The organism is Anabaena sp. FACHB-595 (assembly GCF_048568275.1).
Lineage (GTDB): Bacteria > Cyanobacteriota > Cyanobacteriia > Cyanobacteriales > Nostocaceae > Trichormus.
Genome location: NZ_CP183473.1, coordinates 3,954,097 through 3,980,611, shown reverse-complemented (window position 1 = coordinate 3,980,611; position 26,515 = coordinate 3,954,097). Strand labels below are relative to the sequence as shown.

The 26,515-nt window shown below is 42.1% G+C and carries 19 protein-coding genes; 9 read left to right on the top strand and 10 right to left on the bottom strand.

Translation table 11 applies throughout. From position 1 onward, the window contains the following. Window positions 1–5: 5 nt before the first annotated feature. From ACN222_RS16520 to ACN222_RS16510, 3 genes are all read right to left on the bottom strand, one after another. Window positions 6–839, bottom strand: a complete 834-nt coding sequence (locus ACN222_RS16520; protein WP_010997452.1) for a hypothetical protein — start codon at window positions 837–839, stop codon at window positions 6–8. A 203-nt stretch (window positions 840–1,042) separates the two neighbouring features. After that, window positions 1,043–2,119, bottom strand: coding sequence for a magnesium-protoporphyrin IX monomethyl ester (oxidative) cyclase (gene acsF / locus ACN222_RS16515; protein WP_010997451.1), 1,077 nt, complete (start codon window positions 2,117–2,119; stop codon window positions 1,043–1,045). A 286-nt stretch (window positions 2,120–2,405) separates the two neighbouring features. Next, window positions 2,406–2,690, bottom strand: coding sequence for a hypothetical protein (locus ACN222_RS16510; protein ID WP_149028799.1), 285 nt, complete (start codon window positions 2,688–2,690; stop codon window positions 2,406–2,408). Between the two features lie 74 nt (window positions 2,691–2,764). On the opposite strand from ACN222_RS16510, the gene ACN222_RS16505 reads away from it, so the two are divergent. Further along, window positions 2,765–3,259, top strand: a complete 495-nt coding sequence (locus tag ACN222_RS16505; RefSeq protein ID WP_010997449.1) for an NINE protein — start codon at window positions 2,765–2,767, stop codon at window positions 3,257–3,259. A 45-nt stretch (window positions 3,260–3,304) separates the two neighbouring features. Here the strand turns inward: ACN222_RS16505 and ACN222_RS16500 are convergent, their stop codons facing one another. Both ACN222_RS16500 and ACN222_RS16495 read right to left on the bottom strand, forming a co-directional pair. Beyond that, a complete protein-coding gene (locus tag ACN222_RS16500) occupies window positions 3,305–3,934 on the bottom strand; it encodes a DUF2996 domain-containing protein (protein WP_010997448.1) in 630 nt (209 codons plus the stop codon). A gap of 233 nt (window positions 3,935–4,167) precedes the next feature. Further along, window positions 4,168–5,205 (bottom strand): low specificity L-threonine aldolase, encoded by a 1,038-nt coding sequence (locus ACN222_RS16495; protein ID WP_010997447.1) that lies wholly within the window; start codon window positions 5,203–5,205, stop codon window positions 4,168–4,170. 151 nt (window positions 5,206–5,356) lie between these two features. Here ACN222_RS16495 and ACN222_RS16490 point away from each other — a divergent pair, with 151 nt between their 5' ends. Beyond that, a complete protein-coding gene (locus ACN222_RS16490; protein ID WP_010997446.1) occupies window positions 5,357–5,701 on the top strand; it encodes a hypothetical protein in 345 nt (114 codons plus the stop codon). Window positions 5,702–5,777: 76 nt separating this feature from the next. On the opposite strand, the gene ACN222_RS16485 is transcribed toward ACN222_RS16490, so the two are convergent. Both ACN222_RS16485 and thrC read right to left on the bottom strand, forming a co-directional pair. Beyond that, complete coding sequence (locus ACN222_RS16485) at window positions 5,778–6,053, bottom strand: MoaD/ThiS family protein (RefSeq protein WP_010997445.1); 276 nt, start codon at window positions 6,051–6,053, stop codon at window positions 5,778–5,780. 73 nt (window positions 6,054–6,126) lie between these two features. Continuing rightward, the gene (thrC, locus tag ACN222_RS16480) at window positions 6,127–7,431 is read right to left on the bottom strand and encodes a threonine synthase (RefSeq protein WP_010997444.1); all 1,305 of its coding nucleotides are present in this window, start codon (window positions 7,429–7,431) and stop codon (window positions 6,127–6,129) included. A 601-nt stretch (window positions 7,432–8,032) separates the two neighbouring features. Between thrC and ACN222_RS16475 the strand changes: the two genes are divergently transcribed. The 5 genes from ACN222_RS16475 (at window position 8,033) to ACN222_RS16455 (ending at window position 20,021) form a co-directional block, all read left to right on the top strand. Next, entirely contained in the window at window positions 8,033–10,612 is a 2,580-nt protein-coding gene (locus ACN222_RS16475) for a beta strand repeat-containing protein (protein ID WP_010997443.1), read from the top strand. Window positions 10,613–10,698: 86 nt separating this feature from the next. Then, window positions 10,699–11,241, top strand: a complete 543-nt coding sequence (locus ACN222_RS16470) for a DUF11 domain-containing protein (RefSeq protein WP_010997442.1) — start codon at window positions 10,699–10,701, stop codon at window positions 11,239–11,241. Between the two features lie 161 nt (window positions 11,242–11,402). After that, entirely contained in the window at window positions 11,403–12,932 is a 1,530-nt protein-coding gene (locus ACN222_RS16465) for a DUF11 domain-containing protein (RefSeq protein ID WP_010997441.1), read from the top strand. After that, the gene (locus ACN222_RS16460) at window positions 12,929–16,798 is read left to right on the top strand and encodes a hypothetical protein (RefSeq protein WP_010997440.1); all 3,870 of its coding nucleotides are present in this window, start codon (window positions 12,929–12,931) and stop codon (window positions 16,796–16,798) included. Before ACN222_RS16465 ends, ACN222_RS16460 begins: the two co-directional genes overlap by 4 nt. A gap of 67 nt (window positions 16,799–16,865) precedes the next feature. After that, window positions 16,866–20,021 carry a DUF11 domain-containing protein gene (locus ACN222_RS16455; protein ID WP_010997439.1) on the top strand — a complete coding sequence of 1,052 codons (3,156 nt, stop codon included), beginning with the start codon at window positions 16,866–16,868 and terminating at the stop codon, window positions 20,019–20,021. A gap of 3 nt (window positions 20,022–20,024) precedes the next feature. Here the strand turns inward: ACN222_RS16455 and ACN222_RS16450 are convergent, their stop codons facing one another. Further along, a complete protein-coding gene (locus ACN222_RS16450; RefSeq protein WP_010997438.1) occupies window positions 20,025–20,597 on the bottom strand; it encodes a nitrate transporter in 573 nt (190 codons plus the stop codon). Between the two features lie 667 nt (window positions 20,598–21,264). Here ACN222_RS16450 and ACN222_RS16445 point away from each other — a divergent pair. After that, the gene (locus ACN222_RS16445; protein ID WP_010997437.1) at window positions 21,265–22,137 is read left to right on the top strand and encodes an N-acetylmuramoyl-L-alanine amidase; all 873 of its coding nucleotides are present in this window, start codon (window positions 21,265–21,267) and stop codon (window positions 22,135–22,137) included. Window positions 22,138–22,270: 133 nt separating this feature from the next. On the opposite strand, the gene ACN222_RS16440 is transcribed toward ACN222_RS16445, so the two are convergent. Then, window positions 22,271–23,194 (bottom strand): nucleoside hydrolase, encoded by a 924-nt coding sequence (locus tag ACN222_RS16440; RefSeq protein WP_010997436.1) that lies wholly within the window; start codon window positions 23,192–23,194, stop codon window positions 22,271–22,273. Between the two features lie 16 nt (window positions 23,195–23,210). Between ACN222_RS16440 and ACN222_RS16435 the strand changes: the two genes are divergently transcribed. Then, window positions 23,211–23,642 (top strand): nucleoside deaminase, encoded by a 432-nt coding sequence (locus tag ACN222_RS16435; RefSeq protein WP_010997435.1) that lies wholly within the window; start codon window positions 23,211–23,213, stop codon window positions 23,640–23,642. 203 nt (window positions 23,643–23,845) lie between these two features. Here the strand turns inward: ACN222_RS16435 and leuS are convergent, their stop codons facing one another. Then, entirely contained in the window at window positions 23,846–26,464 is a 2,619-nt protein-coding gene (gene leuS / locus ACN222_RS16430; protein WP_010997434.1) for a leucine--tRNA ligase, read from the bottom strand. Between the last annotated feature and the right edge of the window lie 51 nt (window positions 26,465–26,515).

Here is a 26,515-nt window from a genome sequence, read left to right as displayed (position 1 = left end):
TGCCCCTATTGATTAACTACGTGGTGACCAACGCTGGGGCGTTCCTCTACTTGGATGAAAGCGCGTCCATTGCCGTTACTAACAGTGCGCTGTTCTAACTCATCCAAACGTTGAGCCATCAGACCAATAACTCGCTGTAGGTCATTTGGTATTTGTGTTTGGGGTGTTAGTGGTAATATTTCTGCCAGTTTGTTTTCAACTAGTTTCTCAATCTCTTTAATTTCTAACTTGAGTTCCTTGTTGGGTTTGGCTGGCCCTGTCAGCGTAAACTCACTTTGTCCGGTGGATGTAGGCAAAGCATACACTAGTTGGTCAAAATCAGGAGCGCGAACAGTATCAAAGCTCTGTGGTACAAATGTACCACGATGTTCTGGTGTCAGCAGCAACCTCACAGAACTAGATGGAGATGTTAAAGCGATTTCTACATAGCCCCGCACTTCCAGAGAGTTAGCTTTGATGACCTCTGGCTTGCTGACATCAGGCAATAGGGTAAATAAAGCTGTGTCGTTAGCACCAATACTTAAATTAAAGATAAATCTTTTAGGATCACCAACAATGGGGGTGAGGTCAGAAAAGTCATTCACACCTTGAACATCGGTGATAGTGACAGTATTAGTTAAATCTAATTCTGGTGTTGTGGCAGTAAATTGCAACCGTACTTTGATATCTGAGTTACTGGTGTTGGCAATTGTTAAAAAGTAACCTTGGATAACTGTACGCGCTACGACATTAGGGCCAGAACCCACAGGAGCAATTGGTTTAACTAACAGTTCAAAAGTTGAAAGTAAAGTTGGTCTTGGTCTAACAATAATTTGAGATGGGTCAATTAGGTCTGTCATACACTTGTTTACTGGGAAACTACATAACTAACCTAACGGCTGATCCCCATATACTGACAGTACCCTTGAGGGTGATATTGATGAGATAGGGTATAGGGGTGTAGGGGTGTAAGTCTTCAAGGTAAACAAGTGGTAGATTTTTTACATAAAAAAAGCGGCTCTGTGTAAAACAGAACCACTGAGCATTGAAAAAATGTTACAACTTAACGCGCTGCGCCTTGGGCGGAAACAGCATCAATTGGTTTCATCAAGTACAGGCGTAATAATTGCCAGCCAGTAGAGGCTAATACTGGTAATTTCTGGAAGAATTGCAAGAACTTGGGAGTATTAGAGCTAGCGATCGCACTCAATTTTTCGCTATTCTCAACACATATATCCAAGCGTTCGTAAAATTCTGGGCTATCCACATCCAGAATTATTGGAAATACTCTACCTGCGGTTTCGTTGGTCTTCTTAATCACGTAGATGTCGTAATCTCGTGCATCTAGACCAATGGTGGCATAGAAATCTTTACGTTGAATATCATTGAGATACATCGTCGCAAACACCGACAACAGGAAGAAACGGCTCCAAAGTTTCGCCTTCCAGTCGTTCAACATTTGTGGTTGAGATTTCATGATTGCATCAAAGAAATCTCCGTGACGGTTTTCATCCTGACACCAGTTCTCAAAGAACCGGAAAATCGGATAAATTCTGTCTTCTGGATGTGCTTCCAAGTGACGATAAATGGTGATATAGCGCCAGTAACCAATCTTTTCCGAAAGGTAGGTAGCGTAGAAAATGAATTTTGGCTTAAAGAAGGTATAGTTGCGGCTCTTAGTTAAAAACCCTAAGTCGAGAGACAGGTTAAAGTCTGACATCGCTTTGTTCAAAAAGCCTGCATGACGCGCTTCATCCCGTGACATGAGGTTAAAGCACTCTGCCAAAACTGGGCTTTTGTCTTTCAAACGGCGACCAAGTTCTTTGTAAAGCAAAAAGCCGGAGAATTCTGCTGTACAAGACCGTTCGAGAAATTCTACGAACAAGCGGCGAGTATCCCCGTCAATGTGATCCCAGGATTTTTCAAACTCGGCATCCCGAACAAAGTGATGGCGGTTATAGTCAGTCCGGAATTCTTCCAGAATAGCTAGTAACTCGTCTTCATTGACGGAGATGTCCATCCGTGCCATCTCATCAAAATCAGTGGTATAAAACCGGGGTGTTAATAGAGTTTCTTTTGCCGGGACTTTAACGCCCGGACGGATTTCTTCAAAGCCTGGTTTTTTTAGGGAATCTACCATGTCCTAATTGCTCTTTTGTCTTGATTATCTTGAGTACACCCGAAGAACCAAGGTTTAGGCTCTCACAAAGCGCAACAGCCGACAATAATTAGTTTGTATAAAATTCAGTCTACCAAGGTGCAGAGGTAAACTGGTAGGCAAAACGTTAAGAGTTGCAACAATAGTTCAACATTTGCGGAATCGATTCTGGGAAATTAGTGGTTAACGTATCGGGCAAATCCTCACTCTCAGCATTCGCTTTACGTCTTTACCAGAGCAGGGAACAAACGCGAGTTGGCGTACTTAACTACAATTGAGTTATACCAATTCGGCATCTCTTACGAGAGGCTAACGCCAACGCGTAGCGTCTCGTAGAGAAGGCTTGCGCCAACAAAATACCCTTTTCCTTTGGAGACGCTACGCGTAGCTTGCTTCCCCGCAGGGGTACGGGTTCTCCAAAGGAGTACAAAATCAAGACAGGACAAGCGTTTGGGTCTGTATATCTGTCGCATTCTTTTTTCAATTTGGAGTTAGTAGAATTATCAAATATTTCTGTGCATCTGGCGATGGTTTCTGACCGATGGTCGGTCATCACCGACAGTGGGCAAAACAGCAACGAAACACTGTCCCAGAAAACAAGCGTAAATCCAAGGGGTTGACCACAACATGACTGTTAATCATCAGCAGAAAGACCGTGTGCTTGTCTCTTACATTTTGAGTGCGGCCTGGTTTCTTGGTTTAGGAGGACTACATCGGCTCTACAACGGCAAAATTGGTACTGGTTTGTTGTGGCTATGCACAGGGGGAGTATTTGGCATTGGGCAGTTTGTGGATTTGTTTCTCATGCCTGGTATGGTTGACGAATATGAACAGCAACTGAGACTGAAAGCTGGTGTTTCTCCCTTAGGTGTACCCCTAAATCAGCCCATCACTACATCCCAAACCCAGGGTTTAACCAAAGACCAACTCATAGTCAAACTAATTGAAGCCGCAGAAACCAAAGGCGGTGGTTTAACTGTGACTCAAGGAGTCAAAGCCACGGGAGCCAGCTTTACAGAAGTGGAAGCCACACTCAAGGAAATGCTGAAATCAGGTTACGTCAAAATAGATAACGACCCCATTACTGGAGCCGTCACCTATCACTTTTATGAACTTAACTAGGGTCAGATTCTCGATTTCTGGAAGAAGTCGGGAATCTAACAAAACCTAGTTTCTACCCAGCCACTTCTGACCGTTTAAGCGATACACCAGACGAGATACCAACATATCCAGTGTAATTTTGCGTTCATCGATTAAAAATGACTCCAGGGTGCTAGGTCTTCTGCCCTCATTGCAAGAAAAACCTTTTTTGCCCTGGATATCTTCATCGGGGAAATACACATTAAACTGGCGCTGACCGTTTTGCCAACTACCAATTACTTGCCAGTATTCTTCCGCCGATGACAAACCAGCAATGGGGAGCTTTTGCTTGGCGAAAGAAAGCTGTAAATCTTTCACTCCTTCCGCAGTAATTGCCTTTTGCAAAGCCGGCAAGTAGTCTTGCTCCATGAACTCTACGAATGGCTTGTCTTCCACAGATGGGGCTTTCTCTTTTTTCGCGGCTTTAGCGGCTGCGGCTGGTTTTTCTTCCTTAGGAGCAGCAGCAGTTGGTTTAGCAGTATTGGGGTTAGTCTTCGGGTTCGCTGCTTCGGGGTCTGGCGTGTTGGCAGTAGGAAGGTTTGTCGCTACTGGTTCGCTAGTGCTGGGGGCGTTTTCTTCAGCGACAGTGGGGGCTTTCTGGTCAACAGTGCTGGGAACTGTGTCTCCCGGTTGATTTTGATTGGTTGGATCTGCCATTGCTCAGGTTATCCTTTGTCTAGCTTGTAGAGCGATCGCTTACCTTTAGGTAATAAATTACCTTCATTTTGACATAGGATAGCCAGTCAATAGTTATTAGTTATTTAATCATGAGATAAATAGATAATAATCAATACACAGTAATCGAAAAATCTTATGTATTTGTCTTACTTAGTATGATTTATATAATTAGTTTAGCTTCTCATAAATTGACTGCTACTCTTACCCACAATTTAGCCCAATCCTGTTTTAATATCTCCAACTAATTCATCAATTCTGCTTTTGGTGGTATTCCAAGAACACATAAAGCGTACACCACCTACCCCAATAAAAGTATAAAACAACCAATTGTTTGCTTTTAAGCCATTGATAACTTGCTCTGGCAGTTTGACAAAAACTGCATTTACTTCACGGGGAAACATAATTTCCACACCTTCTATTTTTAACAATTCATTCTCTAAATAAGCCGCACATTGATTCGCGTGTTGAGCATTTTTCAACCACGCACCAGTTTCTAACAAACCTAACCACGGCGCAGAAATAAACCGCATTTTTGATGCTAATTGTCCTGCTTGTTTACAACGATAATCAAAATCTTCTGCCAATGCTCGATTAAAAAATATAATGGCTTCCCCTAATGCCATACCATTTTTTGTCCCACAAAAACACAATACATCCACGCCACTTTTCCAACTCATCTCTGCCGGACTTTTATTCATGGCTGCAACTGCATTGGCAAAGCGTGCGCCGTCCATGTGAATTTTTAATTGATACTTTTGGGCAACTTTTTTAATATCTAAAAGTTCTTCTATAGAATATAAAGTCCCTAATTCTGTAGCTTGAGTAATACTAATTACTTTTGGTTTAGGATAATGAATATCAACTCGCTTCGTGATTACAGACTCTATCTCTTGTGGTGTTAACTTACCATTTTCTCCTTTAGCAAGTAACAACTTAGAACCATTAGACGCAAACTCTGGTGCGCCACATTCATCTGTTTCTATATGTGCTGTTTCATGACAAATAACGCTGTGATATGACTGACAAAGTGCAGCTAAAGATAATGAATTTGCTGCTGTACCGTTAAAAGTAAAAAATACTTCGCAATCAATTTCAAAAAGTTCTCGAAAATAGTCTGTTGCTTTTTGCGTCCATTCATCATTTCCATAAGCTGGCGCACTACCTTGATTAGCTTGAATCATATAGTTCATTGCTTCTGGACAAATACCAGCGTAGTTGTCACTGGCAAACTGTTCTAAGTTGCTATTAATCATTTTTAAATTCATTTATCTACTACGACTACCAACTTTGGCCAATCAGATTATATTCAATCAAATTTCGTGAATAATTTCATTGAATATATCCTCAAGCAAGGGTCTTTGGATAACAATAGAAGTAAAAATAGTGAGGAAGAGGTTGGAAATGCAGTTGAATATAGTTGAGGACAAATTACAACTAGAATTTACATGGCAAGAGCAATTGCTGGCTGTTCGTTTCCAAAAACTTTGGCTAATACCGTTAGCGCATATCAAACAAACGACAATCACCAAACCTCAAAGTAGTTGGAAAGAACTACGCGCACCAGGTAGCTTTATTCCTGGGATAATTAAAGCAGGTACTTATTATACTGAGCGAGGTAAAGAGTTCTGGTACGTAAATCGAGATAATAGCTATTTAAATATTGAGCTACAGGATGAATCTTACGAAAGAATTATTCTCACCATTGATAATAGTAATTACTGGCTACAAAAACTTACTCAAGTTTAATTAATAATATATAACTTTCTCCCCCACAATTAGGGGAAAAAGTATGAATAACCGGATGAACTTAAATTTTGCAGTCTCAACCACCTGCAACAGCAGGGACAATACTGACTTCATCACCATCTTTCAAAGGTGTAGCCGTCCCATCCAAAAAGCGGATGTCTTCGCTGTTTACATATAAATTCAAAAAACGCCGTGGCTGTCCATTATCATCGCACAACCGCGCTTTAATACCGGGAAAGCTTTTTTCTAAAGAATCTAAGAGTTCTGCAATACTGCTACCACTAGATTCTAAAGCAGCTTGATTATTTGTGAAATTTTGCAGAGCGGTAGGGACTAAAACTTTTACAGCCATAGTTAATTAATTATTGGTCAGTTGACAGTTGACAGTGGTCGGTTGTTAGTTTCTAATGACCACTGACTAATTACTAAACGAGGACTTGTTGCCATTCCAAGCGGTCGAGGGTACGTGAACGCTCTAAAGCACGCTCAAAACTATCTAATTTGGCATCAATTGTCAAAGGTTCGCCAACGTAGCCTTGTACGGCTTCTTGGGTTTTCAAACCATTGCCAGTGATGTAAACCACGGTGGTTTCGTCTGGATCAATTTTGCCAGCTTCTACCAATTTTTTCAGCACAGCAACAGTTGTACCACCAGCTGTTTCTGTAAAGATGCCTTCGGTTTCTGCCAGTAGCTTGATACCTTCGATAATTTCTGCATCATTCACTGATTCAATATTACCGCCAGTTTTCTTGGCAATATCAACAGCATAAACACCATCTGCTGGATTACCGATCGCAATTGATTTGGCAATTGTATTCGGTTTCACTGGTTTAATAAAGTCTCTGTCTTCTTTAAAGGCTTGGGCGATGGGTGAACAACCTTCCGCCTGTGCGCCACTGAAACGGACTTTCTTCCCTTCCACCAAACCAACTTCCACGAATTCCTGGAAGCCTTTATAGATTTTGGTGAACAGTGAACCAGAAGCCAAAGGTGCAACTATATGATCTGGTAGTTCCCAGCCTAGTTGTTCGGCAACTTCAAAGCCCAAAGTCTTGGAACCTTCGGAATAGTAGGGGCGTAAGTTAATATTGACAAAGCCCCAACCGTGTGTATTAGCTACTTCCGAACAAAGGCGATTGACTTGATCATAGTTGCCTTTCACCGCCATGAGGGTAGGACTGTAGATTAAGCTACCCAGAATTTTGCCAGCTTCTAAATCTGCGGGGATGAACACACAGCAATCTAAACCGGCATGGGCGGCGATCGCTGCTGTAGAATTTGCTAAGTTACCAGTGCTAGCGCAAGAAACTGTGGTGAATCCCAACTCTCTAGCGCGAGACAGGGCGACGGATACCACCCGATCCTTAAAGCTGAGGGTGGGCATATTCACTGCATCATTTTTAATGTAAAGCTTGTTTAGACCCAGGCGACGGGCAAGACGATGGGAACGCACCAGGGGAGTCATACCTGTTCCCACATCAATTACATTGTCAGTTGTGACAGGCAGAAAAGGGCGATAACGCCAAATTGAGTTTGGCCCAGCTTGAATTTTTTCGCGGGTAACAGAGAGACGTAAGGCATTGTAGTCATACTTCACTTCCAACGGGCCAAAACAATACTCACACACATGAGTAGCTTTCAGTTCATATTCTGCGCCACATTCCTTACACTTCAACGCTGAAAGGGTGGCATTGGTCGTTTGGGTGGGTGTAGATGTTGCCTGCGTCATAATAACTAGCTTTCCCTGTTTGTCCGTCAACTGTCGTTGATAGTAACACGGGTAAAAACACTAGTCAAACATACCCGATAATTTTTGTCGGGTATTTCCTTGGACTTATGTTCCCAAAAAAGCCGCTACTATATTTTTTGAGTCAAAAATGCTACTAAATAAGACCACTTTATTGGTTATAAATACACGAATATCCTTACGTAATTACTTAAGTAAAAAAACTGGCTTTTAGAAATTTATATTATTTAATACCAGTAGTTTAACTGTTTTAAAACCTGAGGTGATTGTCTTAAGTTTTTACTATTGAGCGATCGCTCTGTGCCTTTCAGTCAACTCTCATTCAGTCAATAGAACTAAATTTAAGTAGAACTAGTTACAGTTAACTCCCTACAGAAGACTTCCGTTTACATCTGTAAACACACTTTCTTATAGGAACTAGACTAGAAGGATTTTAGTAATCTTTATTACTTTGAGATTAGTTCGATGTTTCAGGGAAACGTGCGACACAAATTACACCAATAGGTTCTCTATCTCAGGCATACTTTACACCACTTTTTCTCGAAATCTACCAGGCAGCACTCTAACCAAGTAACTACACCAAATGAATTTCCACCAAAAAGCTCACAAGACTGGGAAGTCTCGAATTTACCGTGCTTTAGTCGCCACAGCATTTTTAGCAAGCGGCATTTTCCCATTTACTACGCCTGCACTAGCAGAAGGAACTAAAGCGGGTCAATCTATCACCAACGAAGCAACTGCTACTTACGAAGACCCCAACAATCCCAACGTACCCCTGAATACAACTTCCAACACTGTCACAGTAACAGTGGCAGAAGTTGCAGGTATTACAGTAGACTACACAGGTTTAGTGGACGATGACGGCGGTACGATTGAAATAAATGATCTCTTAATCTTCAATTACACCATCACCAACGTCGGTAACGACCCCACCCAGTTCCGTATACCTAATTTGGCAACAACAACAGGGCCTGCAACAGTTTCTGGGACATTACCAAACAACGGTACACTCAATAATCTGCAATATAGTACTGACAACGGCGTAACTTGGGTTAACATCACTGGTTCTGAGGCCATTGTTCCCAACATTGCTGTCGGCGGTCAGGTATTAGTTAGAGTCCCTGTTACTGTACAGCCAGGCGCTCAAAGCGGTGACATCATTACGGTTAGGTTAGGTAATACCCCAGCCAATGCTCAAAACGTCTTGCGTAGTCCTGATGGTGGTGACGTTTATACTGTAGATAACCTCAATGGTAGTGTGACGGATGAAGTTGATGGCGCTCCTGTTAACGGCACTAGAGAAGCTAGTGATACATCTATTGATGTTCAAGTAGGTGGAGGCGTTAAAACCTACTCTTTAGCCACAGTTCTCAAGACACGTACTGCTTACAGCAATGCGGGAACAACTAATTCCATTACAGATGACACACTTAGTTATGGTCTGAGTTTGCGAGTTGAAGGTAATGACCCCACAGGACAGGGTATCACTCCAGCAGCCTTGGAAGGTAGGGGTATCAATCTTAATGGAACATCTAATGTCCCGCACATCTTAGTTTCCGATGCCATTCCCACTGGCACAGATTTAGTATCAGTAACAGCTCCCAACGGATGGACAGCAGTATATACGATATCACCAATTGGGACAGATGCTAATGCTGCGGCGTGGACAACAACACCACCAGGTGACTTGAGTACAGTCACCCGTGTTGGTTTTATCAACAACACAGCTATAGTTACATCTGTTGCACCCAACCAAACAGTTAATGGTTTTACTATTAACTTAAGAGTCGAATCCAGCTTTGCCGGCACATCTTTAAATGTTGCCAACATTGCTCAGTTGTTTGGTCAAACCCCTGGTAATAACTTCCCTGTCTATGATGAGTCTGGAGACCAAAACCCCAGTAACTTCAATGGTCAATTTGGGAATATGACACCAAATCTACCTGCTCTTACAGATCTCAATAATGATGGTGTGCCTGATAGTTTACCTGATACCAGTGTTGATGATGGTTTCGTTGATAATCCAGCTGCCCCAGAAACAGGAGTTGACGGCAATAATGATAATACTGGTGTAGGCGACGGTGGTGAAGCCAACATCTTCACGCTAGAAGTTCCTGTAGCTTCAGCCATTCTCAATGGCCCAGTCAATGCTCCTAATGCCATTGGCCCATCTGGTGGTACAAACGATGACTTCACTAACAAATCTTCTTTAGTACCTTTCGGCACACAACCAAACTCTACACTAAATCCACAACCAGTAGCCTTTACCAACACTATCAGAAATAGCGGTAGCGCTGCTAGTGACTACTCTTTAGTACCCATCCCACCAGCAAGTAATACACCTGCTGGAAACAATGCTGATTTACCTGTAGGTACTTTAGTAACGATTACTTATGCTTCTGAATCTAGATCCTATGTCTGGACTGGATCTGAGTTCCTTTTTGATCTAGATCGCAATCCGGCTACAACAGGTGATCAATCCACCATTAATCTCACAAGTGAATACATCACTATTCCTAGTGTAGCACCAGGTACAAACATCAACTACGGTGTGGAAATTGACTTACCTGATGGTACTCAATTATCTACAGATATTGATAAAGGTTTCCCCGTTCCTGTGACAGCCTTTGTGGATGATGGGACTGCTGGCTTAAATGGAGAAGCTGTACAAAATACTACAATTAACCGTGTATATACTGGCTTCCTGAAACTGCGGAAACTTTCCAGAATCTTAGATCAAAATGGGCAACCTGTAGCCGGGGCTGATGGCATACTTAGCGATACTGACAAGAGTCCTGTACCTGGTAACATTATTGAGTACCAGATTCAATACAGCAACATCTCTGAGCCACAATCTGGTAACGGTAACATCATCCTGAACGCCAGCAATGTTGTCATCAATGAAAATGGGGTAACTGCGCCTAATAACTGGGCGTTAGACAATGATAGTAATGGTCAGATTGATACCAGCAACATTATTGGTTCAGCTACTGACCCCAATGGTACTATCCAATTCTTCAATGGTAATCCTGCTACTACCTCAGGTAGTGATCAGACTGGAACTACCGTCAACACTGATGTGACTCGGTATGTCAACAGTGTGACTGGTCAAGTAGCACCAGGTCAACAAAGAACGTTTACTTTCCGACGCAAGGTTAACTAAAGTTCTGCACAGTTTGCAGTCAGGACTTAAGTCCTGACTGCAAACATGGGAATCATATATCTAATAGTTTTTTGGGGTTATTTGTCATGAAGGGTGTTCTTATCGCTGGTGTGGGTGCATTTGCGCTGATTGCTACCGCACCATTTATCAATCACATCCCAGGAAGTGTAGTTGCTCAAAGCATTCAAAATCAACCACAATTGCAATTGCGCTTAGGGGCGGAAAAACAGGTTATTAGCAAGGATCAGCAGGGGAAACAGAAGGTTGCTTGGCAAGCATTACAAGGTCAAGCTGTGGTCAAGCCTGGGGATGTGTTGCGTTATACCTTAAATGGCGAAAATAAAAGCGATCGCTCAATCAAAAATTTGACTCTCAATCAACCAATCCCTAAAGGCATGGTATATGTGCTGAAATCAGTTGATATTGCCAATAAAGCAGCCAAAATTACTTACAGCATTGACGGCGGGCGCAGTTTTGTTGAGAATCCCACAGTTAAAGTTACCCTCCCTGGGGGTAAGGTCGAAATTAAACCAGCACCAGCTACAGCTTATACCAATATTCGTTTGCAACTGCCATTAGTAGCAGCTAAAACTACAGTCAAAGCGACCTATTTAACCCAGGTGCGTTAATTAATACTAATTCTTAACTGCGAATTACGAATTAGCACTACTAGAAAACATCTAATCAATAGTTAGCCGTTGTTCCAAGTTTCGATAACGACGGCTCATATTTGTATCAATCAAATGCCTTTATTCATAAATAACAGGGCGCTTCTGAGAGGAAAAATTCAGTGATTCGTCCTTGTAAACCAACATCGATTTACTTCCGCAGTAACTGGCATCAAAGGTTAACTGCCACTCTTCTTTTCGGCAGCTTATTGCATACTACCATACCAACACCAGTGAACGCGCAAAATACTCCCGTCGTCAATATCACAAACCAAGCTACATATACTTATCAAGATAGAGCTAGTAATAATCGATATCAAGGATTAACTATTAAAACTAATGTCAATCCTAGTCCTTTGGTTGATCCATTAGGCAGGATTTTAGGTTGTGCTGGAACGCTCTTACCAGACTATACTGGTTTTTCTGTTAGCGTATATGAACCTAATCCCAGTGACCCCACTGGCACAGAATTAGGGCAGTTAGTTTCTCTCACCCCTACAGAAGTTCCTGATATTCCTAATAACAATGTTCCTGGTGGGTTAAGACCAAATTCTGAGAACAGTAATCCTTATTTCATTACTAATAATCCGGCTGGTGTCTATAATTTTCTTCTCGACCCTAATCGTGGTCAAATCGAACCGGGTAGAACCTATATTTTTGTAGTTAATCCTCCAGCTAATTCTGTTTATCGGCAACGGCGGATTAAAATTGAAATTCTCAATAGTACAGGCGCAATTAATAACAGTGTTGTCCGCTATATTGCGACTTCTTTAGATGGTCAACCAATCGGTTTGAGTGGTGAATCTAGGGTAGAAAGCACCGTAGTTTTAGTTCCTAATGCCGAAGTTGTGGGACTAGATTTATTGGCTTTTGAGTTCACCACAAATATGTGTCAGGCAACTCAAGCACAGCTGATTAAAACAGGCGATCGCGCTGCGGCTGAACCTGGAGATACTGTGATCTATCGTTTGTCGGTACGAAATTTATCTGATGCGGCTTTAAGCAATGTGGAAATTACGGATACTTTACCTTTAGGTTTTAACTTTATTCCTAAGTCTGTGCGGGGTGAAATTGATGGGGAGTCGGTAACTGTCACTCCCGTTAGTAATGGTAATACTATTACATTTCGCCCTAACGCCAATGTTCCTGTTGGTAAAGTCATTAACATTGCTTATGCGGCTCAACTCACGACTGATTCCTTGCGTGGTAGTGGTCGTAATAGTGCGATCGTGAATGCTGAACGGGCTGATAACAGATTTAGGATTAAGGATGGCCCAGCAACGCACCAGCTGAAGATTCGTCCAGGTATAGTTTCTGATTGCGGCACTATTATTGGTCGGGTCTTTGATGACAAAAACTTTGACGGTGAACAACAACCGGGAGAAGCGGGAATTGCCAATGCTGTAATTTTCCTCCAAGACGGTAACCGCATCACCACAGATCCCAACGGTTTATTCTCCCTCGCCAACGTTTTACCCGGAAGTCACACGGGAGTATTAGACCTAAGTAGTGTCCCTGGTTACAAACTAGCTCCCAACGAGAAATTCCGCGAACGCAATAGCCAATCCCGTCTAGTACGCCTCGAACCTGGTGGTTTGGTAAGGATGAACTTTGCGGTTACTCCCACCCCAGAGGAGGTAGTCAAGCCATGAAACCTGTAAGTATTCTCAATTTGCGGTTGATGGGAGCAATGGCTGGGGCTTTAAGCTTTGTCTTGTATCCAGCAATAGTTCACGCTGAAGCTCAGGAAAATCCTGGATTTTCCCCTGATTTAGAAAACCCCTCTCCCGACATCTCCCCTATGAGGAGAGAGGCTTTGAATATTCCCCCTTCTCTGGCAGGTATGAGGGGATTAGGTCGCACAACTGAACTAACCACTCAGCTAACCCAAGATGAAATAGAAAACCCCTCTCCCGACCTCTTCCCTACAAGGAGAGAGGCTTGGAATATTTCCCCTGCCCTACTAAAGAAGGAGGTTAGAGGATTAGATCAAACAACTCAAACCAACGAAGTACAAGAGGAAACACCTACATCGAACGCACCAACAGATTTACAACCTTCTGCAAATGCTATCTCACCATTCCAACCAGCAGATGATATCCCATTACCCAAAGGTCTAAGTAGGCTTGCAGAACCCGCGCCAACCACTCCAAAGGAAATTCCCACTTTTCAACCAGCAACAGATACACCCATACCTAGAAGTTTACGCAAATTAGTTGCAGAAACAGATGAGGGTAATGGACGGAGGGAAAATACTCCAACAACTACAACAGTACTGAAAATCTTGACTCCCACGCCTGATGGTGTGATTGATGTGTCGGCAACTACCGTAGCAGTGCAATTCCCATCTGGTAGTCAAGTAGAGTTGCGGGTAAATGGGGTATTGGTAGACTCTTCTTTGTTGGGACGTACCGAAACTGATGCTGATACTAACTTAGTAACGCAGACATGGTATGGAGTTGGTCTCAAAGAAGGGGAAAATACTCTAGCTGCACAAATAGTAGGAGGAACAGAAGCACCTGTAACCCTGCGGGTAGTGGTGAGGGGAACAGCCAAAAAACTAACTGTAGAAACCGTTGAGTCTCGTGTCCCGGCTGATGGACGTTCAACAGCGACAATTCGCGGTCAACTCCTTGATGAAAATGGCAATCGTTCAAATCAAGATGCCGTTATTACCTTAATCCCCACGGTAGGAGAGTTGGTAGGAACTGACCTGAAACCAGAACAACCAGGGTTTCAGATAGAGGCGAAAAAGGGAGAATTTACTGCGGTGTGGCGATCGCCTCTCCAAGCCCAAACAGCCAGGATTCGAGCTGTAGCTAACGATTTAGAAGCTTTTACCCAAATCGAATTTGCGACAGCACTGCGTCCTAGTTTGGTGACTGGGGTGATAGATGTGCGGTTGGGAGCAAGAGGGACAAATTATTACAGCAGTTTTCGTGATTTCCTGCCCCCTAATAGAGATAATGGTACCCAATTAGAGTTTAACTCAGCCATATTTGCCACGGGTGCGATCGGTGAGTGGTTGTTTACTGGTGCATACAATAGTTCTCGTAGTCTCAATGAAGATTGTAACTGCGACAATCGTCTGTTTAGGTCATACCAATCTAGCGAACAAAACTATCCTGTTTATGGCGATAGCTCTAAAGTAGACGTAGTTACACCCTCCATTGACAGTGTATATCTGCGTTTTGAACGTTCTACAGGTATTCCGGGTACTGCACCTGATTATGCTATGTGGGGCGACTACAACACAGAAGAATTTGCTCGGTCTTCTCAGCAATTCACCGCCGTTACCCGCCAACTCCACGGCTTTAAAGCCAACTACAACTTCGGGAATTTACAAATTACAGGCTTCTATGGCAATAATTTAGAAGCCTTTCAACGAGACACCGTTGCACCTGATGGAACCAGTGGTTATTACTTCCTTTCCCGGCGGTTAGTAATTCCTGGTAGTGAAAACGTCTTTATTGAATTAGAAGAACTCAATCGTCCTGGTACAGTACTGGAACGTAAACAACTAAGTCGTGGCCCAGATTACGAAATAGACTACGATCGCGGTACTGTAATTTTCCGTGAACCAGTTCTGCGTACTGATATTGATGCAACAGGACAGGTTCTGGTGCGGCGGATTGTTGTCAGCTATCAATATGACAGCAACAACTCTGATAGCAATATCTATGCAGGTCGTTTGCAATACAACTTTTCCCGCACTCTCAATCAAGAGAGTTGGATAGCCGCAACCTATGTCAGAGAGAATCAAGGACTACGTGGTTTTGAACTCTATGGTGCAGATGCCAAGATTTCTCTCGGTTCTCAGAGCCAGTTAATTGCCGAATATGCCCATTCTCGTAATGATTCTGACATTCTGGGGCGGGTACGTGGCGAAGCCTACCGTCTAGAAGCTCAAGGAGAGATTTTTCGAGGTTTACAAGGTCGGGCTTATTATCGTTATGCTGATACAGGTTTTGCCAATAACGCCACCATTAGTTTTGTCCCTGGTCAAACTCGCTATGGCGGACAGTTAACAGGGCAACTTTCCCAAACCACAAATATTCGTGTGCAGTACGACCACGAAGACAACTTTGGTATTGCACCTCAACCACTAGATACATTTGAAGAATTATTTTCTCCACGTTCACAAGCAATTCCAGGTAGCCAAGTCGATAATTCCCTAACAACCATCTCGGCGGGGATTCAACAACGTTTTGGGAAAGCCACTGTAGATGTGGATTGGATTCATCGTAATCGGGAAGACAGGATAGCGACAAATGGTCTAGAAAGTACATCGGATCAATTGCGTTCCCGTTTAACATATCCTCTGACAAACAACCTGACATTCCAAGCCCAAAACGAACTCACCCTATCTTCCCAAAAAGATACTGTCTACCCAGACCGCACTATCTTCGGTCTCAATTGGGCCGTTGTTCCTGGTGTGAATATCAGTCTGGCTCAACAGTTTTACAGTAGCGGTCAGTCTTCCAGTAACTCTATCACCAGCTTAAGTGTTAACGGTGAGCATAAACTCGGTTCTGATACTACCCTCTCTGGTCGTTACTCAATTATCGGTGGGGCTAACGAACTGACTACTCAAGGTGCTATTGGGTTAAATAACCGTTGGATGATTGCTCCTGGTTTGCGGTTGAATTTGGCTTATGAACACGTCTTTGGCAGCTTCTTCAACCGTACCGCCGCAGGTCAACAATTTGCCCAACCCTTTGCTGTTGGTCAAAGTGCTTCTTCTATTGGGTTTAATGGGGGAGATAGTTACAGCATAGGTTTGGAATACTCTGATAATCCTCAATTCCAAGCCAGCGCCCGTTATGAACATCGGACTTCTTCCGGTGGTTCTAATACGGTAATTACAGCCGCCGCCTTAGGGAAAATTTCGCCTGCACTCACAGCTTTGGTGAGATATCAACAAGCCAACTCTTCCAATCAAAAACTCTCAGGACTAGGAGATACAGCCAATTTGAAGCTGGGTTTAGCTTACCGCGACCCCAACAACGATAAATTTAACGCCTTGTTGCGTTATGAGTATCGCCAAAATCCGGCGACTATTCCTGACACAATTCTCTTAGGTAGTGGTACAGGTTCTCAAGACCATACCTTTGCAATGGAAGCCATTTATGCACCCAATTGGCAATGGGAATTTTATGGTAAATATGCACTGCGTAATAGCACTTCTTATTTAGCAAATGACCTGGTAGGTACTAGTACGGTCAACTTGGGACAATTACGTGCTACTTATCGCCTGGGATATAGTTGGGATTTAGTTGGTGAGGCACGGGTGATTGGTCAAGCCAACTATACTGAGACGGGTTTTGTCGTGGAGGCTGGGTATTATTTGAGTCCTAATCTGCGGCTTTCGGCTGGTTATGCCTTTGGTAAGATCGATGACCAAGATTTTTCCGGTACTCGTTCTGCGGGGGGATTATATTTGGGTTTGACGCTAAAACTTAACGAATTATTTGATGGCTTTGGCTTACAAAAACCCGTAACAGCAGCCAAAAAATAATACAGCAAAATTATATCTTTATCTGGGTTATAACAAACAGCAATTAACAATTAAAAGCTATCAAATTATGAATCGCAGCCCAACTAATCAGAAAACATCCAAAAACATCCAAAATATCAAATCTTTTAGTAGAATTGCAGCTCTTTGTGTAGGTATTGTAGCTATTGGTATCCAACCCGTCCAAGCCGAAGGCAGCCGCAATTTATATCCTGCTTCTTCCCCTGGGACTGCATATCGAGCTAACTTAGAATGGCGGACAGAACAGACAGGTAACTTAATTACAAGAAGAACACTATTAAAAGTTTATGCCCAGGCTGGTGAATACATCCTACTAGGTTCTAGTGCTGTGGGTGTCACTCGCACTAGTAATAATGTCACAACCACTGGTGATATCTATGTTTATAACCCTAATTTAGTCACAGGTCAGGTAGGTAGTGAAACTTTTCCTAGTACACCAAGTTTTCAATGTACTTCTCAAACCGGAGGAAAAATTAATAGTAGAACCGAGGAATTAGCCGGGCCAAGAAGTATTAATGGTACAGGGAATACTAGCGGATATACACCTTGTTACTATCAAGCTCCCTCTACTGGCATTTATGATGTTGTTATCTTTGGCCCCGCAGGATTTAATGCTAGTGGTGATGGTGGGATAACAGCAGAGATAAATTTAACTAGTAGTACTAATTTTGACTCTAGCCAAGGAAGTAGTGTAGCAGCTTGGGATGTAACTGTTCGTAGTAGTACCAGTTCCACTACAGACTCAACCGGACGTTTATTTTCTTATTATTTAGCATTATTTACAGGAGGTAATGGCAGACCAGTCTATTCAAATGTTTATCCTGTCACTACAGACGGTTATAGATATAGAACAGAGATTAGAGGTTTAGATCCCAACGGTTTTGTTCTTTATGGTAACGAAGTCGGTTTTTTTGATAGTGACGGTGTCTCAACTCTATACCGTAACGTTGTTGGTACTAACGGTAACGTATCTAATATCCAAGGTGGTGCATCCTTAGCACGTCCGCAGTTTCCCACATTTTTTAATCTGCTTGATCCTAACGCTTTAGCTTTTATAAATCGTTATGACCGCTTTGGCAGTTTCCAAGGTGTGGGTATTACCACTAATCCAATTCCTCCCAGTGTAACTAATCCTAATTTTACGGGTAATCTTTCCGGCAACAATAGTAAAGTTGGCAATGGAGGGACTTTTAGCTTTAATAGCACTGTCACTGGAACTTATGAAATTGTAATCAGAGGTGATGGTAGCACGGATTTTGACCCGAAAAACCCGCAGAACCGAGTTTTAAGGGGTTATATGAACTCATCAGGAACACAAAATGTCAGTTGGGATGGTAGAAATAATGCTGGTAATTTCTTTCCTGTTGGTACTAATTATCTGTTCAATATTAGAATTAATGCCGGAGAGTATCATTTTCCGGTATTAGATGCAGAAAATAACTTCTCCGGTGGCCCAACAGTCACTTTACTCAACCCTCCAGCTTCATATCCTACCGACTTACCAGGTTTTGGCCCAACAACAGGTTTTTATGATGACCGGGTGTATCGAACTAAAAATGGCACAATAGTTCACGTAGGAGCAACACAAGCTAATATTGATAACAATGCGCCTCTTTGCGGTGTTGGCCCCACTGTACCTGCGTTCAGTAATCAAATTACAGGCTTTGACACTAGAACAAATCAGCGCGCCTTTGGGCAAGCTAGTGGAGGTAATACTAACACAGTCTGTACGGGTTCTTTTGGCGATACGAAAGGTCTAGACCAATGGACATTCTTTCCTAGTAATGCGGCTAATAATTTCTTAAATATTGTCAGTCCTGATTTAACAGTTAGTAAAACTCACACGCCGACTGATTTTGTCAGAGGTAGTACAGGTACTTATGTGATTAATGTACCTAATTCTGGTGGTGATGTTACTGATGGTACTCCAGTTACAGTTACAGATATTCTCCCAACTGGAATTATTCCTACAGCCGCAACAGGTAATGGTTGGACTTGTACAATTTCAGGACAAACGGTAACTTGTAGTCGCAGCGATGTACTTAATCCAGGTGCGAATTATCCTAATATAAACATTAATGTAACGATTGATTCTGGCATTACTGCTACTAGTGTGACTAACACAGCAACTGTCTCTGGTGGTGGTGATGGTGATAATACAAATAATACCAGTCCCCCCGATATTGCAAATATTATTACTCCTCCAGATTTGAGTATGAATAAAACCCACACAGGTAATTTTAATCAGGGGGATACAGGGCAAATTTATACTCTTATTGTTAGTAATGCTAGTGGGGCTGGTGCAACTGATGGGAATACTGTTACCGTAACGGATAACTTACCTACAGGTTTAACTCCCACGGCAGTTAGTGGTACGGGTTGGAATTGTAGTATTTCCGGACAAACCGTAACTTGTAGCCGCAGCGATGTACTCAATCCAGGTGGGAGTTACCCGGCAATTACCTTAACAGTGGATGTGGCTAATAATGCACCATCTACTTTAATTAACATTGCTATTGTTAATGGTGGTGGGGATATTACTCCTGGAAATAATACTGATGATGACCAGACAAATATTACTGGTAATAACAATACGCCGAATCTCATTTTGGTGAAACGCATTACTCGTGTTAATAACCAAGATTTAACTGATATTGTAGATGGGATGAGTAATGTGGCTACGACAGCTACTAATTATGTAGCTGCACCGAGAGACACGGATGATAATGATGCTAAATGGCCAGTTGGGTATTTACGAGGATTAATTAATGCTGGGACTGTCAAACTCGGAGATGAGTTAGAGTACACTATTTACTTCCTTTCCAATGGCCAAGATAATGCTACTAAGGTGCAATTGTGTGATTTAGTGCCTAATAATGTAGATTTTCTTGCTGCTGCTTTTAATGGTTTGAGTCCTAATGATGGTGGTTTAACAGGTTCAGATCAAGGTATTGCTATGGCTGTGGGTTCTACTATTCCTACGGTATATTTTAGTAATGTAGCAGATAGCGATCGCGCCACTTTTTACCCAGCTAATGATCCTAATACACCAAGCGTTTGCAACAACACTGGTAGCAATACTAATGGAGCCTTAGTAGTGGAGATTACACGTAATCTTATCTTACCCAACCTACCCCCTGCAACTAGTAGTGGGAATCCAGCCGAGTCTTACGGCTTTGTGCGCTTCCGAGGCAAAGTAAAGTAAGGATCAGGAAGATTTCTTGCTATCTGTTACCATTTGGGCTAAAAGATAACCTGTGTAATCTATAAACTGATCTAGTAAAAACCCGATAATACCAATGTAGAGTATGCCCTCAATTATGTAGTTGCTATTACCTGATTTATAACTATTCCACAACAAAGCACCAAGTCCTTTAGATGCGAGTAACATTTCTACAGCGATAACAGTAAACCATGCTACCCAAATCCCCACTTTCAGTGCATGAGATGTATGAAAGATAACCGCGCGAAAGTTATTATTTTGTCTACGGAAATGTTGAATCCCCACAGCAGTATTAATAATAATCGTCCAGAGGCTAGCCATAAAGATTACCACCGCTACAGCTGATTCACTCTCTTGGAAAATAACCAGTGTCAAGGGGAGAATGGCAATGGGCGGAATACTATTAGGGATCTGAAAAATCCGCCGCATCAATTGATATACAGCAACATTTATACCTATAAGATATCCAATGAAACTGCCGAATATAGCTGCGGGAATGTAACCTACAAATAATTTTTGCAAGCTAGTTAAAACATCTAAAAATATACTTTGATCCATGCCTCAGTGCTTATTTGAAATGTCTGAAAAATACTGCGGCAAGCAAAAAATGGCTAACAGATGAACAATCAAGATAAATTAAAGTGTTGATTCAAATATATCAGTAAATTCAATGAAGGCTTCAAAAAATACATAAAATCTCAAGAATTTATTTTTCGGGGCAGACATTATATTTAGGATTGTAATTTTTGTTAGCTAACATACAATAATTTGCCTTTTTCAAAACTCTATTTCCTGTAAGTTAAGGGTTGTATCCAAAATAGGAAATTCACTTCGGGCCATTTTGAAAAAATTTTCGCTTTTGTCGCCAAGGACACAAAGAGAAGATGTGCTAAAAGTTATAGAGAAAGATATACATTGAATTACTGTTGAGTGAGCAATACCTTCGACAACTAACAAAACTGGAGCAAGCTGAAATAGCTATTTACCGTCTCATTTGGTAATTTTTCTTTCATTAGTAATGAGCCTATCGTCAAGAGATTTGATGTAGGATGTAAATAAATCGGCAATTCAAAATACAAAACTTACAATTAAACAATATTAAATATCCGTATTTATCTCCCTGGAGAAATACTTTTTATTGCCAAAAAAAATCTACTCATAACCTATTCTGTAACAAGAAAAGTATATTAAGATTAATTAAGGCAGCATTATTAATTATAAAAAAATGAATTTTCGTGACTGGGCTACCAGGGTTACGCTAATTTTTCTGATGTTAGCCGCTTTGATATTGGCATTATTAGCAGGAAAATCTACACAAGTACAACAAAATACAGCAATACCATCAAACTCAGATATAGCAACTTGGAGACAATATCCTCAGATACAAATCCAGTCCGAAATAAACCAAGGTAACAAAGCCCAAGATATTGGCAATTTTCCAGTTATAACTAATCAGTCTTCTGGTAGATATATAACTACTCAAACATTTGCTAAGTACAAGCCAAAATTAGAAATCGCGGCTGTACATCCAAGTAATTATGGTGAACGTTATACCCAAGATATTAATGGCTTACCGATAAAAAATCAACCAATTATTGTTCTGCATGAAACTAGTAACTCTGCTTCCAGCGCAGTTAACTTTTTCCAAACACCCCATACAGATGAAACGGTTCAGGCAAGTTACCACGCCATAATTAAATTAGATGGAACTGTTTTATATTTAGTCCCTCCAGAAAAGCGAGCCTTTGGCGCTGCTAACTCAGTTTTTGATGGCACAGACGGTATTGAAACTGTGCAAACTAATCCTAACTTACCACCATCTGTGAATAATTTTGCCTATCATGTTTCCTTAGAAACACCACCAGATGGACGTGGCAATAATTTTCTAAAATCTCATAGTGGTTATACACCAGAGCAGTATAACTCTTTAGCTTGGTTAATTGCTCAAAGCCAAGTACCAGAAGAGCGCATCACCACACACAAAGCAGTAGACCGTTCCAGCCAGAGAGTTGACCCCTTAAGTTTTGATTTTGATAAATTCTTAGAATTACTCAACACTTATCGTCAAATAAGTCCAGTTTATAGAGCGCAAAAATAGTTTCAAACAACTCAATTACAATTCCTTAAATCCGCTTGATCGGACTTTGTGGAGGATGTCAAGTCCTCAAATTTCCATTTTTTTGAATTTTGAATTTTGTAGCTTTAGCTTCCCTTAGGGTATTTTGAATTGTTTACCTTGCCCACTGTTGCAAAATGTAAGCATAAAAAGCATCCTTATCCACTTTATCCATAGCTAAAATCTTGCGCCCACCAGTGACAACTTTAGTCCGTCCCTGACTCAAACCACTAGTAATAATTTCTGTCTCCCATTCGCGGAGTTGATAAAATTCTGGGTGTCCTAAATAAGCCGTTGCTAACACATCCCAGAAATAATAATCTTGTGGGATAACTAAGGCATAACATTGTCCAGCTAAATCAGATACGGGATAATGTCTTTGTCGCCCCATTTTGTATACTAACTCAGATGTCACTGGTACATCGTTAGTCAAATCTAAGGGACACATAATAATCTTAATTTCCCTTTGCCATACTCGTGCAGCTGAAACTGCATCCCAATAGACATTCCATTCGGCAGACCCATCTTGTCCAGCCTCTAAACTTTTTTCCACATTACCAGGAACATTCAAAGCGCCACCCATCCAGACAATCTTGTCAATCTTGGCTTCAATGTCTGGTGCTTGGTCTAAAGCAACTGCAACCGTTGTGAGTGGGCCTGTAACCATTAATGTTACGGGTTCTAGTGCTTCTTGCAATACTCTGACCATAAAATCTTGACCAGTTTCCTCAACCAAAGGTGTATGAATCAATTCGGTTTGATTGAGAATAGGCAGATGGTCAACAATAAACGAATCACGCCGATACAGCCGAGGAAACGGATTAATCCCGCGTACAGTACTTTCTGCCACTGGGATATGAGAAAATCCCATCAAATCAATAATTTTACGCGTAGCACTCACCGCAGGCTGGACATAACAATCAGCAGGAGTAACAACAACACCCATGAGTTGCACATTATCCATCGTCAACAGCAGCATAGTTGCTAGATAATCATCTACACCACCATCATGATCCATTAACACTAGTTGTTTTGTCATATAAGGAGGATAAAAAATGGATGAGTTTATGCAGGCCGCCATTCAAGAAGCAAAACAAGGTAGACAAGAAGGAGGTATTCCCATTGGTTCCGTGCTTGTCAAAGATGGCAAAATTCTCGGCAGAGGACATAACAAACGTGTACAAGACCGTGACCCTGTTACTCATGCCGAAATCGATTGTCTCCGTAATGCCGGTAGAATTGGCAGTTACAGAGGTACCACATTATATTCAACCTTAATGCCGTGTTATTTATGCGCTGGGGCTGTGGTGCAATTTGGTATTAAGAAAGTCATTGTCGGTGAATCTAGGACTTTTCCTGGTGCTAAAGATTTTATGGTGTCCCACGGTGTGGAAGTTATTGATTTAAATTTAGATGAATGCGAACAGATGATGAGTGAGTTTGTTCAAACCAATCCTGAACTATGGAATGAGGATATAGGCAATTAGATGTTTTTCATAACTACGAAACACAAAGCTTTCACCAAACCTCTGTGTCCCTCCGCATAAACTTTGAACCTCCTCTGTGTTCAAAAATAGAAAAATGCCGCAATACCTTGGTGGATATTACGGCAGTCATTATCAATTGACTCAGGGAAAGACAGCTTTGGTACGCCGACCTTTAACGCTTTTCTCAAAAAACACAAAAATATTTAACCAACGACAAAATTAACTAACTTTCCAGGCACGACAATTACCTTTTTAATTTCCTTGCCTTCAAGGTGACGTTGCACAACTTCTGATTCGCGGGCGTATTTCTCTAACTCAGCTTTATCAGCTTGTGACGGAACTTGAATGTCAGCACGCTTCTTACCATTAACTTGAATCACTAAAGTGATTTCATCGGCAACCAAAGCAGCTGGGTCAAAAGCAGGCCAGGTTTGAGTATGCACTGACTCGCTATTACCCAATAATCGCCACAATTCCTCAGCAATGTGTGGTGCAAAAGGAGCCAGCAAAACCACCAATGTCTTAATACCCTCAGCATAAACCCGTGAATCTTTGCCGTTAGCATCAGTAAGGGCGTTACTTAACTTCATCAATTCGGAAATAGCAGTATTAAACTGATAATCATCCTCTAAATCTTCCGTCACCGACTGAATAGCAGTGTGAATTGCCCGCCGTAAGTCTTTTTCTGACTTGCTCAATTCGCCAGATTTATTTTTAGGGTTTACCCCAGATGCTACATAATCTGTCACCAAACGCCAAACCCGATTTAAAAAGCGGAATTGTCCTTCTACATCAGCTTCATCCCATTCCAAATCTTTTTCTGGCGGCGCTTTAAATAAGATGAACATCCGCGCCGTATCTACACCATATTTAGCAATCACATCTTCCGGTGCGACACCGTTGCCTTTAGATTTGGACATGGTGGCGTAAAGCCGTTGCAGTGGTTCGCCTGTTTGGGGGTCACGAGGGTCATTGGGGTTAACTAAATGGGAAGGAACCCACTTATCTTTACCACCCTTGTTCGGATTGAAGTAAGTTAAACCTTGTACCATCCCTTGAGTTAACAAACGCTCAAAAGGTTCATCAAAATTCAACAAGCCGCGATCGCGCAATACTTTCGTGAAGAAGCGGGAATATAACAAGTGCAAAATTGCGTGTTCAATACCGCCTACATATTGGTCTACGGGCATCCAGTCATTGGTTTTTGCTGATTCAAATACCTGTGCTTCGTTCCTAGCATCAGTAAACCGCAAGAAATACCACGAGGAATCAATGAAGGTGTCCATCGTATCGGTTTCCCGTTTGGCAGGAGTACCACAGGTAGGACAAGGGACATTTACCCAGCTTTCCAACTGTGCCAACGGTGAACCACCTCGTCCAGTAAATTCCACTTCTTCTGGTAAAATGACGGGCAAATCTTTGTCAGGTACTGGTACTATCCCACAATTGGGGCAATGAATGACGGGAATTGGTGCGCCCCAATAGCGTTGCCGAGAAATCAACCAGTCCCGCAAGCGATATTGAATACGTTCTTTGCCAAAACCTTTTTCTGTGGCATATTTCACAATCGCCTGTTTGGCATCTGTGGAAGTCATACCAGTAAAAGCCCCAGAATTAATTAAGATTCCTGGTTCTGTGTAGGCTTGGTTATATTCTATCTGCACGACTTGAGTGACTTCTTCTGTCTCTGATGTCGGGCTTAAGTCAAAACCTGCTACATCATCAGGGGCCGCAATGACAAAATCAATGGGTAAGTCATATCTCTGAGCAAATTTAAAATCCCGTACATCGTGGGCAGGTACACCCATTACAGCCCCAGTACCATACTCATACAGTACATAGTCGGCAATCCAAATGGGTACTTCTTCCCCTGTAAACGGGTTAATTGCCTTACCACCAGTGGCTATACCTCGTTTAGGTTTGTCTTCGGCGGTACGTTCCAATTCGCTTTGATTTGTCACCTCTTGAATAAAGGTGTCTACTGCTGCTTGTTGTGTTTTGGTTGTAACTTGCTTGGTGAGGGGATGTTCTGGTGCCAATACTACATAGCTGACCCCGTAAACTGTATCAGGGCGGGTAGTATACACAGCTATTTTTTCATTGCTGCCGACAATGGGAAATTCTAAATAGGCTCCTGAGGATTTCCCTATCCAGTTCGCCTGCATCAATTTGACACGTTCTGGCCAACCAGTCAATTTATCTAGGTCATTTAATAATTCTTCGGCGTAGTCGGTAATCTTCAAAAACCACTGCCTGAGTAATTTACGCTCAACAATAGCGCCGCTACGCCAAGAACGACCTTCGTTATCAACTTGTTCGTTTGCTAATACAGTTTGGTCAATGGGGTCCCAGTTGACGGCTGCTTCTTTTTGGTAAGCTAACCCCGCCTGTAAGAACTGTAAGAAAATCCACTGTGTCCATTTGTAATAATCTGGCGAACAGGTGGCAACTTCGCTATCCCAGTCAATGGATAAACCAAGACGCTGCAATTGTTGCCGCATTTGGGTAATGTTTTGATAAGTCCATTTGGCAGGGGGTACACCACGGTCAATGGCGGCGTTTTCTGCTGGTAAGCCAAAGGCATCCCATCCCATTGGATGCAGTACCCGATACCCTTGCATTCGTTTGAGGCGGGCAATCACATCTGTAATTGTGTAATTACGGACGTGACCCATGTGTAGGCTGCCCGATGGATAGGGAAACATGGATAGAGCGTAGAATTTTGGTTTGTTGCTTTGTGTTTGGGTCTTATCTAAACCAAGTTCTACCCATGTTTTTTGCCATTTTTCCTCAAGTGTTGCGGGGTTGTATCGGGAGTCCACCAAAAATTCTCCTACTGGCTCTGTAATCTTGTTTGCCTACATATTGTAGAT

Bases quoted from the DNA above. Each gene is read 5' to 3' on its own strand.
- ACN222_RS16475 (WP_010997443.1), top strand. From the start codon at position 8,033: ATGAATTTCCACCAAAAAGCTCACAAGACTGGGAAGTCTCGAATTTAC.
- thrC (WP_010997444.1), bottom strand. From the start codon at position 7,431: ATGACGCAGGCAACATCTACACCCACCCAAACGACCAATGCCACCCTT.
- ACN222_RS16520 (WP_010997452.1), bottom strand. From the start codon at position 839: ATGACAGACCTAATTGACCCATCTCAAATTATTGTTAGACCAAGACCA.
- ACN222_RS16455 (WP_010997439.1), top strand. From the start codon at position 16,866: ATGAATCGCAGCCCAACTAATCAGAAAACATCCAAAAACATCCAAAAT.
- ACN222_RS16490 (WP_010997446.1), top strand. From the start codon at position 5,357: ATGCAGTTGAATATAGTTGAGGACAAATTACAACTAGAATTTACATGG.
- ACN222_RS16435 (WP_010997435.1), top strand. From the start codon at position 23,211: ATGGATGAGTTTATGCAGGCCGCCATTCAAGAAGCAAAACAAGGTAGA.
- ACN222_RS16450 (WP_010997438.1), bottom strand. From the start codon at position 20,597: ATGGATCAAAGTATATTTTTAGATGTTTTAACTAGCTTGCAAAAATTA.
- ACN222_RS16500 (WP_010997448.1), bottom strand. From the start codon at position 3,934: ATGGCAGATCCAACCAATCAAAATCAACCGGGAGACACAGTTCCCAGC.
- ACN222_RS16440 (WP_010997436.1), bottom strand. From the start codon at position 23,194: ATGACAAAACAACTAGTGTTAATGGATCATGATGGTGGTGTAGATGAT.
- ACN222_RS16485 (WP_010997445.1), bottom strand. From the start codon at position 6,053: ATGGCTGTAAAAGTTTTAGTCCCTACCGCTCTGCAAAATTTCACAAAT.
- acsF (WP_010997451.1), bottom strand. From the start codon at position 2,119: ATGGTAGATTCCCTAAAAAAACCAGGCTTTGAAGAAATCCGTCCGGGC.
- ACN222_RS16510 (WP_149028799.1), bottom strand. From the start codon at position 2,690: ATGACCGACCATCGGTCAGAAACCATCGCCAGATGCACAGAAATATTT.
- ACN222_RS16460 (WP_010997440.1), top strand. From the start codon at position 12,929: ATGAAACCTGTAAGTATTCTCAATTTGCGGTTGATGGGAGCAATGGCT.
- ACN222_RS16445 (WP_010997437.1), top strand. From the start codon at position 21,265: ATGAATTTTCGTGACTGGGCTACCAGGGTTACGCTAATTTTTCTGATG.
- ACN222_RS16505 (WP_010997449.1), top strand. From the start codon at position 2,765: ATGACTGTTAATCATCAGCAGAAAGACCGTGTGCTTGTCTCTTACATT.
- ACN222_RS16470 (WP_010997442.1), top strand. From the start codon at position 10,699: ATGAAGGGTGTTCTTATCGCTGGTGTGGGTGCATTTGCGCTGATTGCT.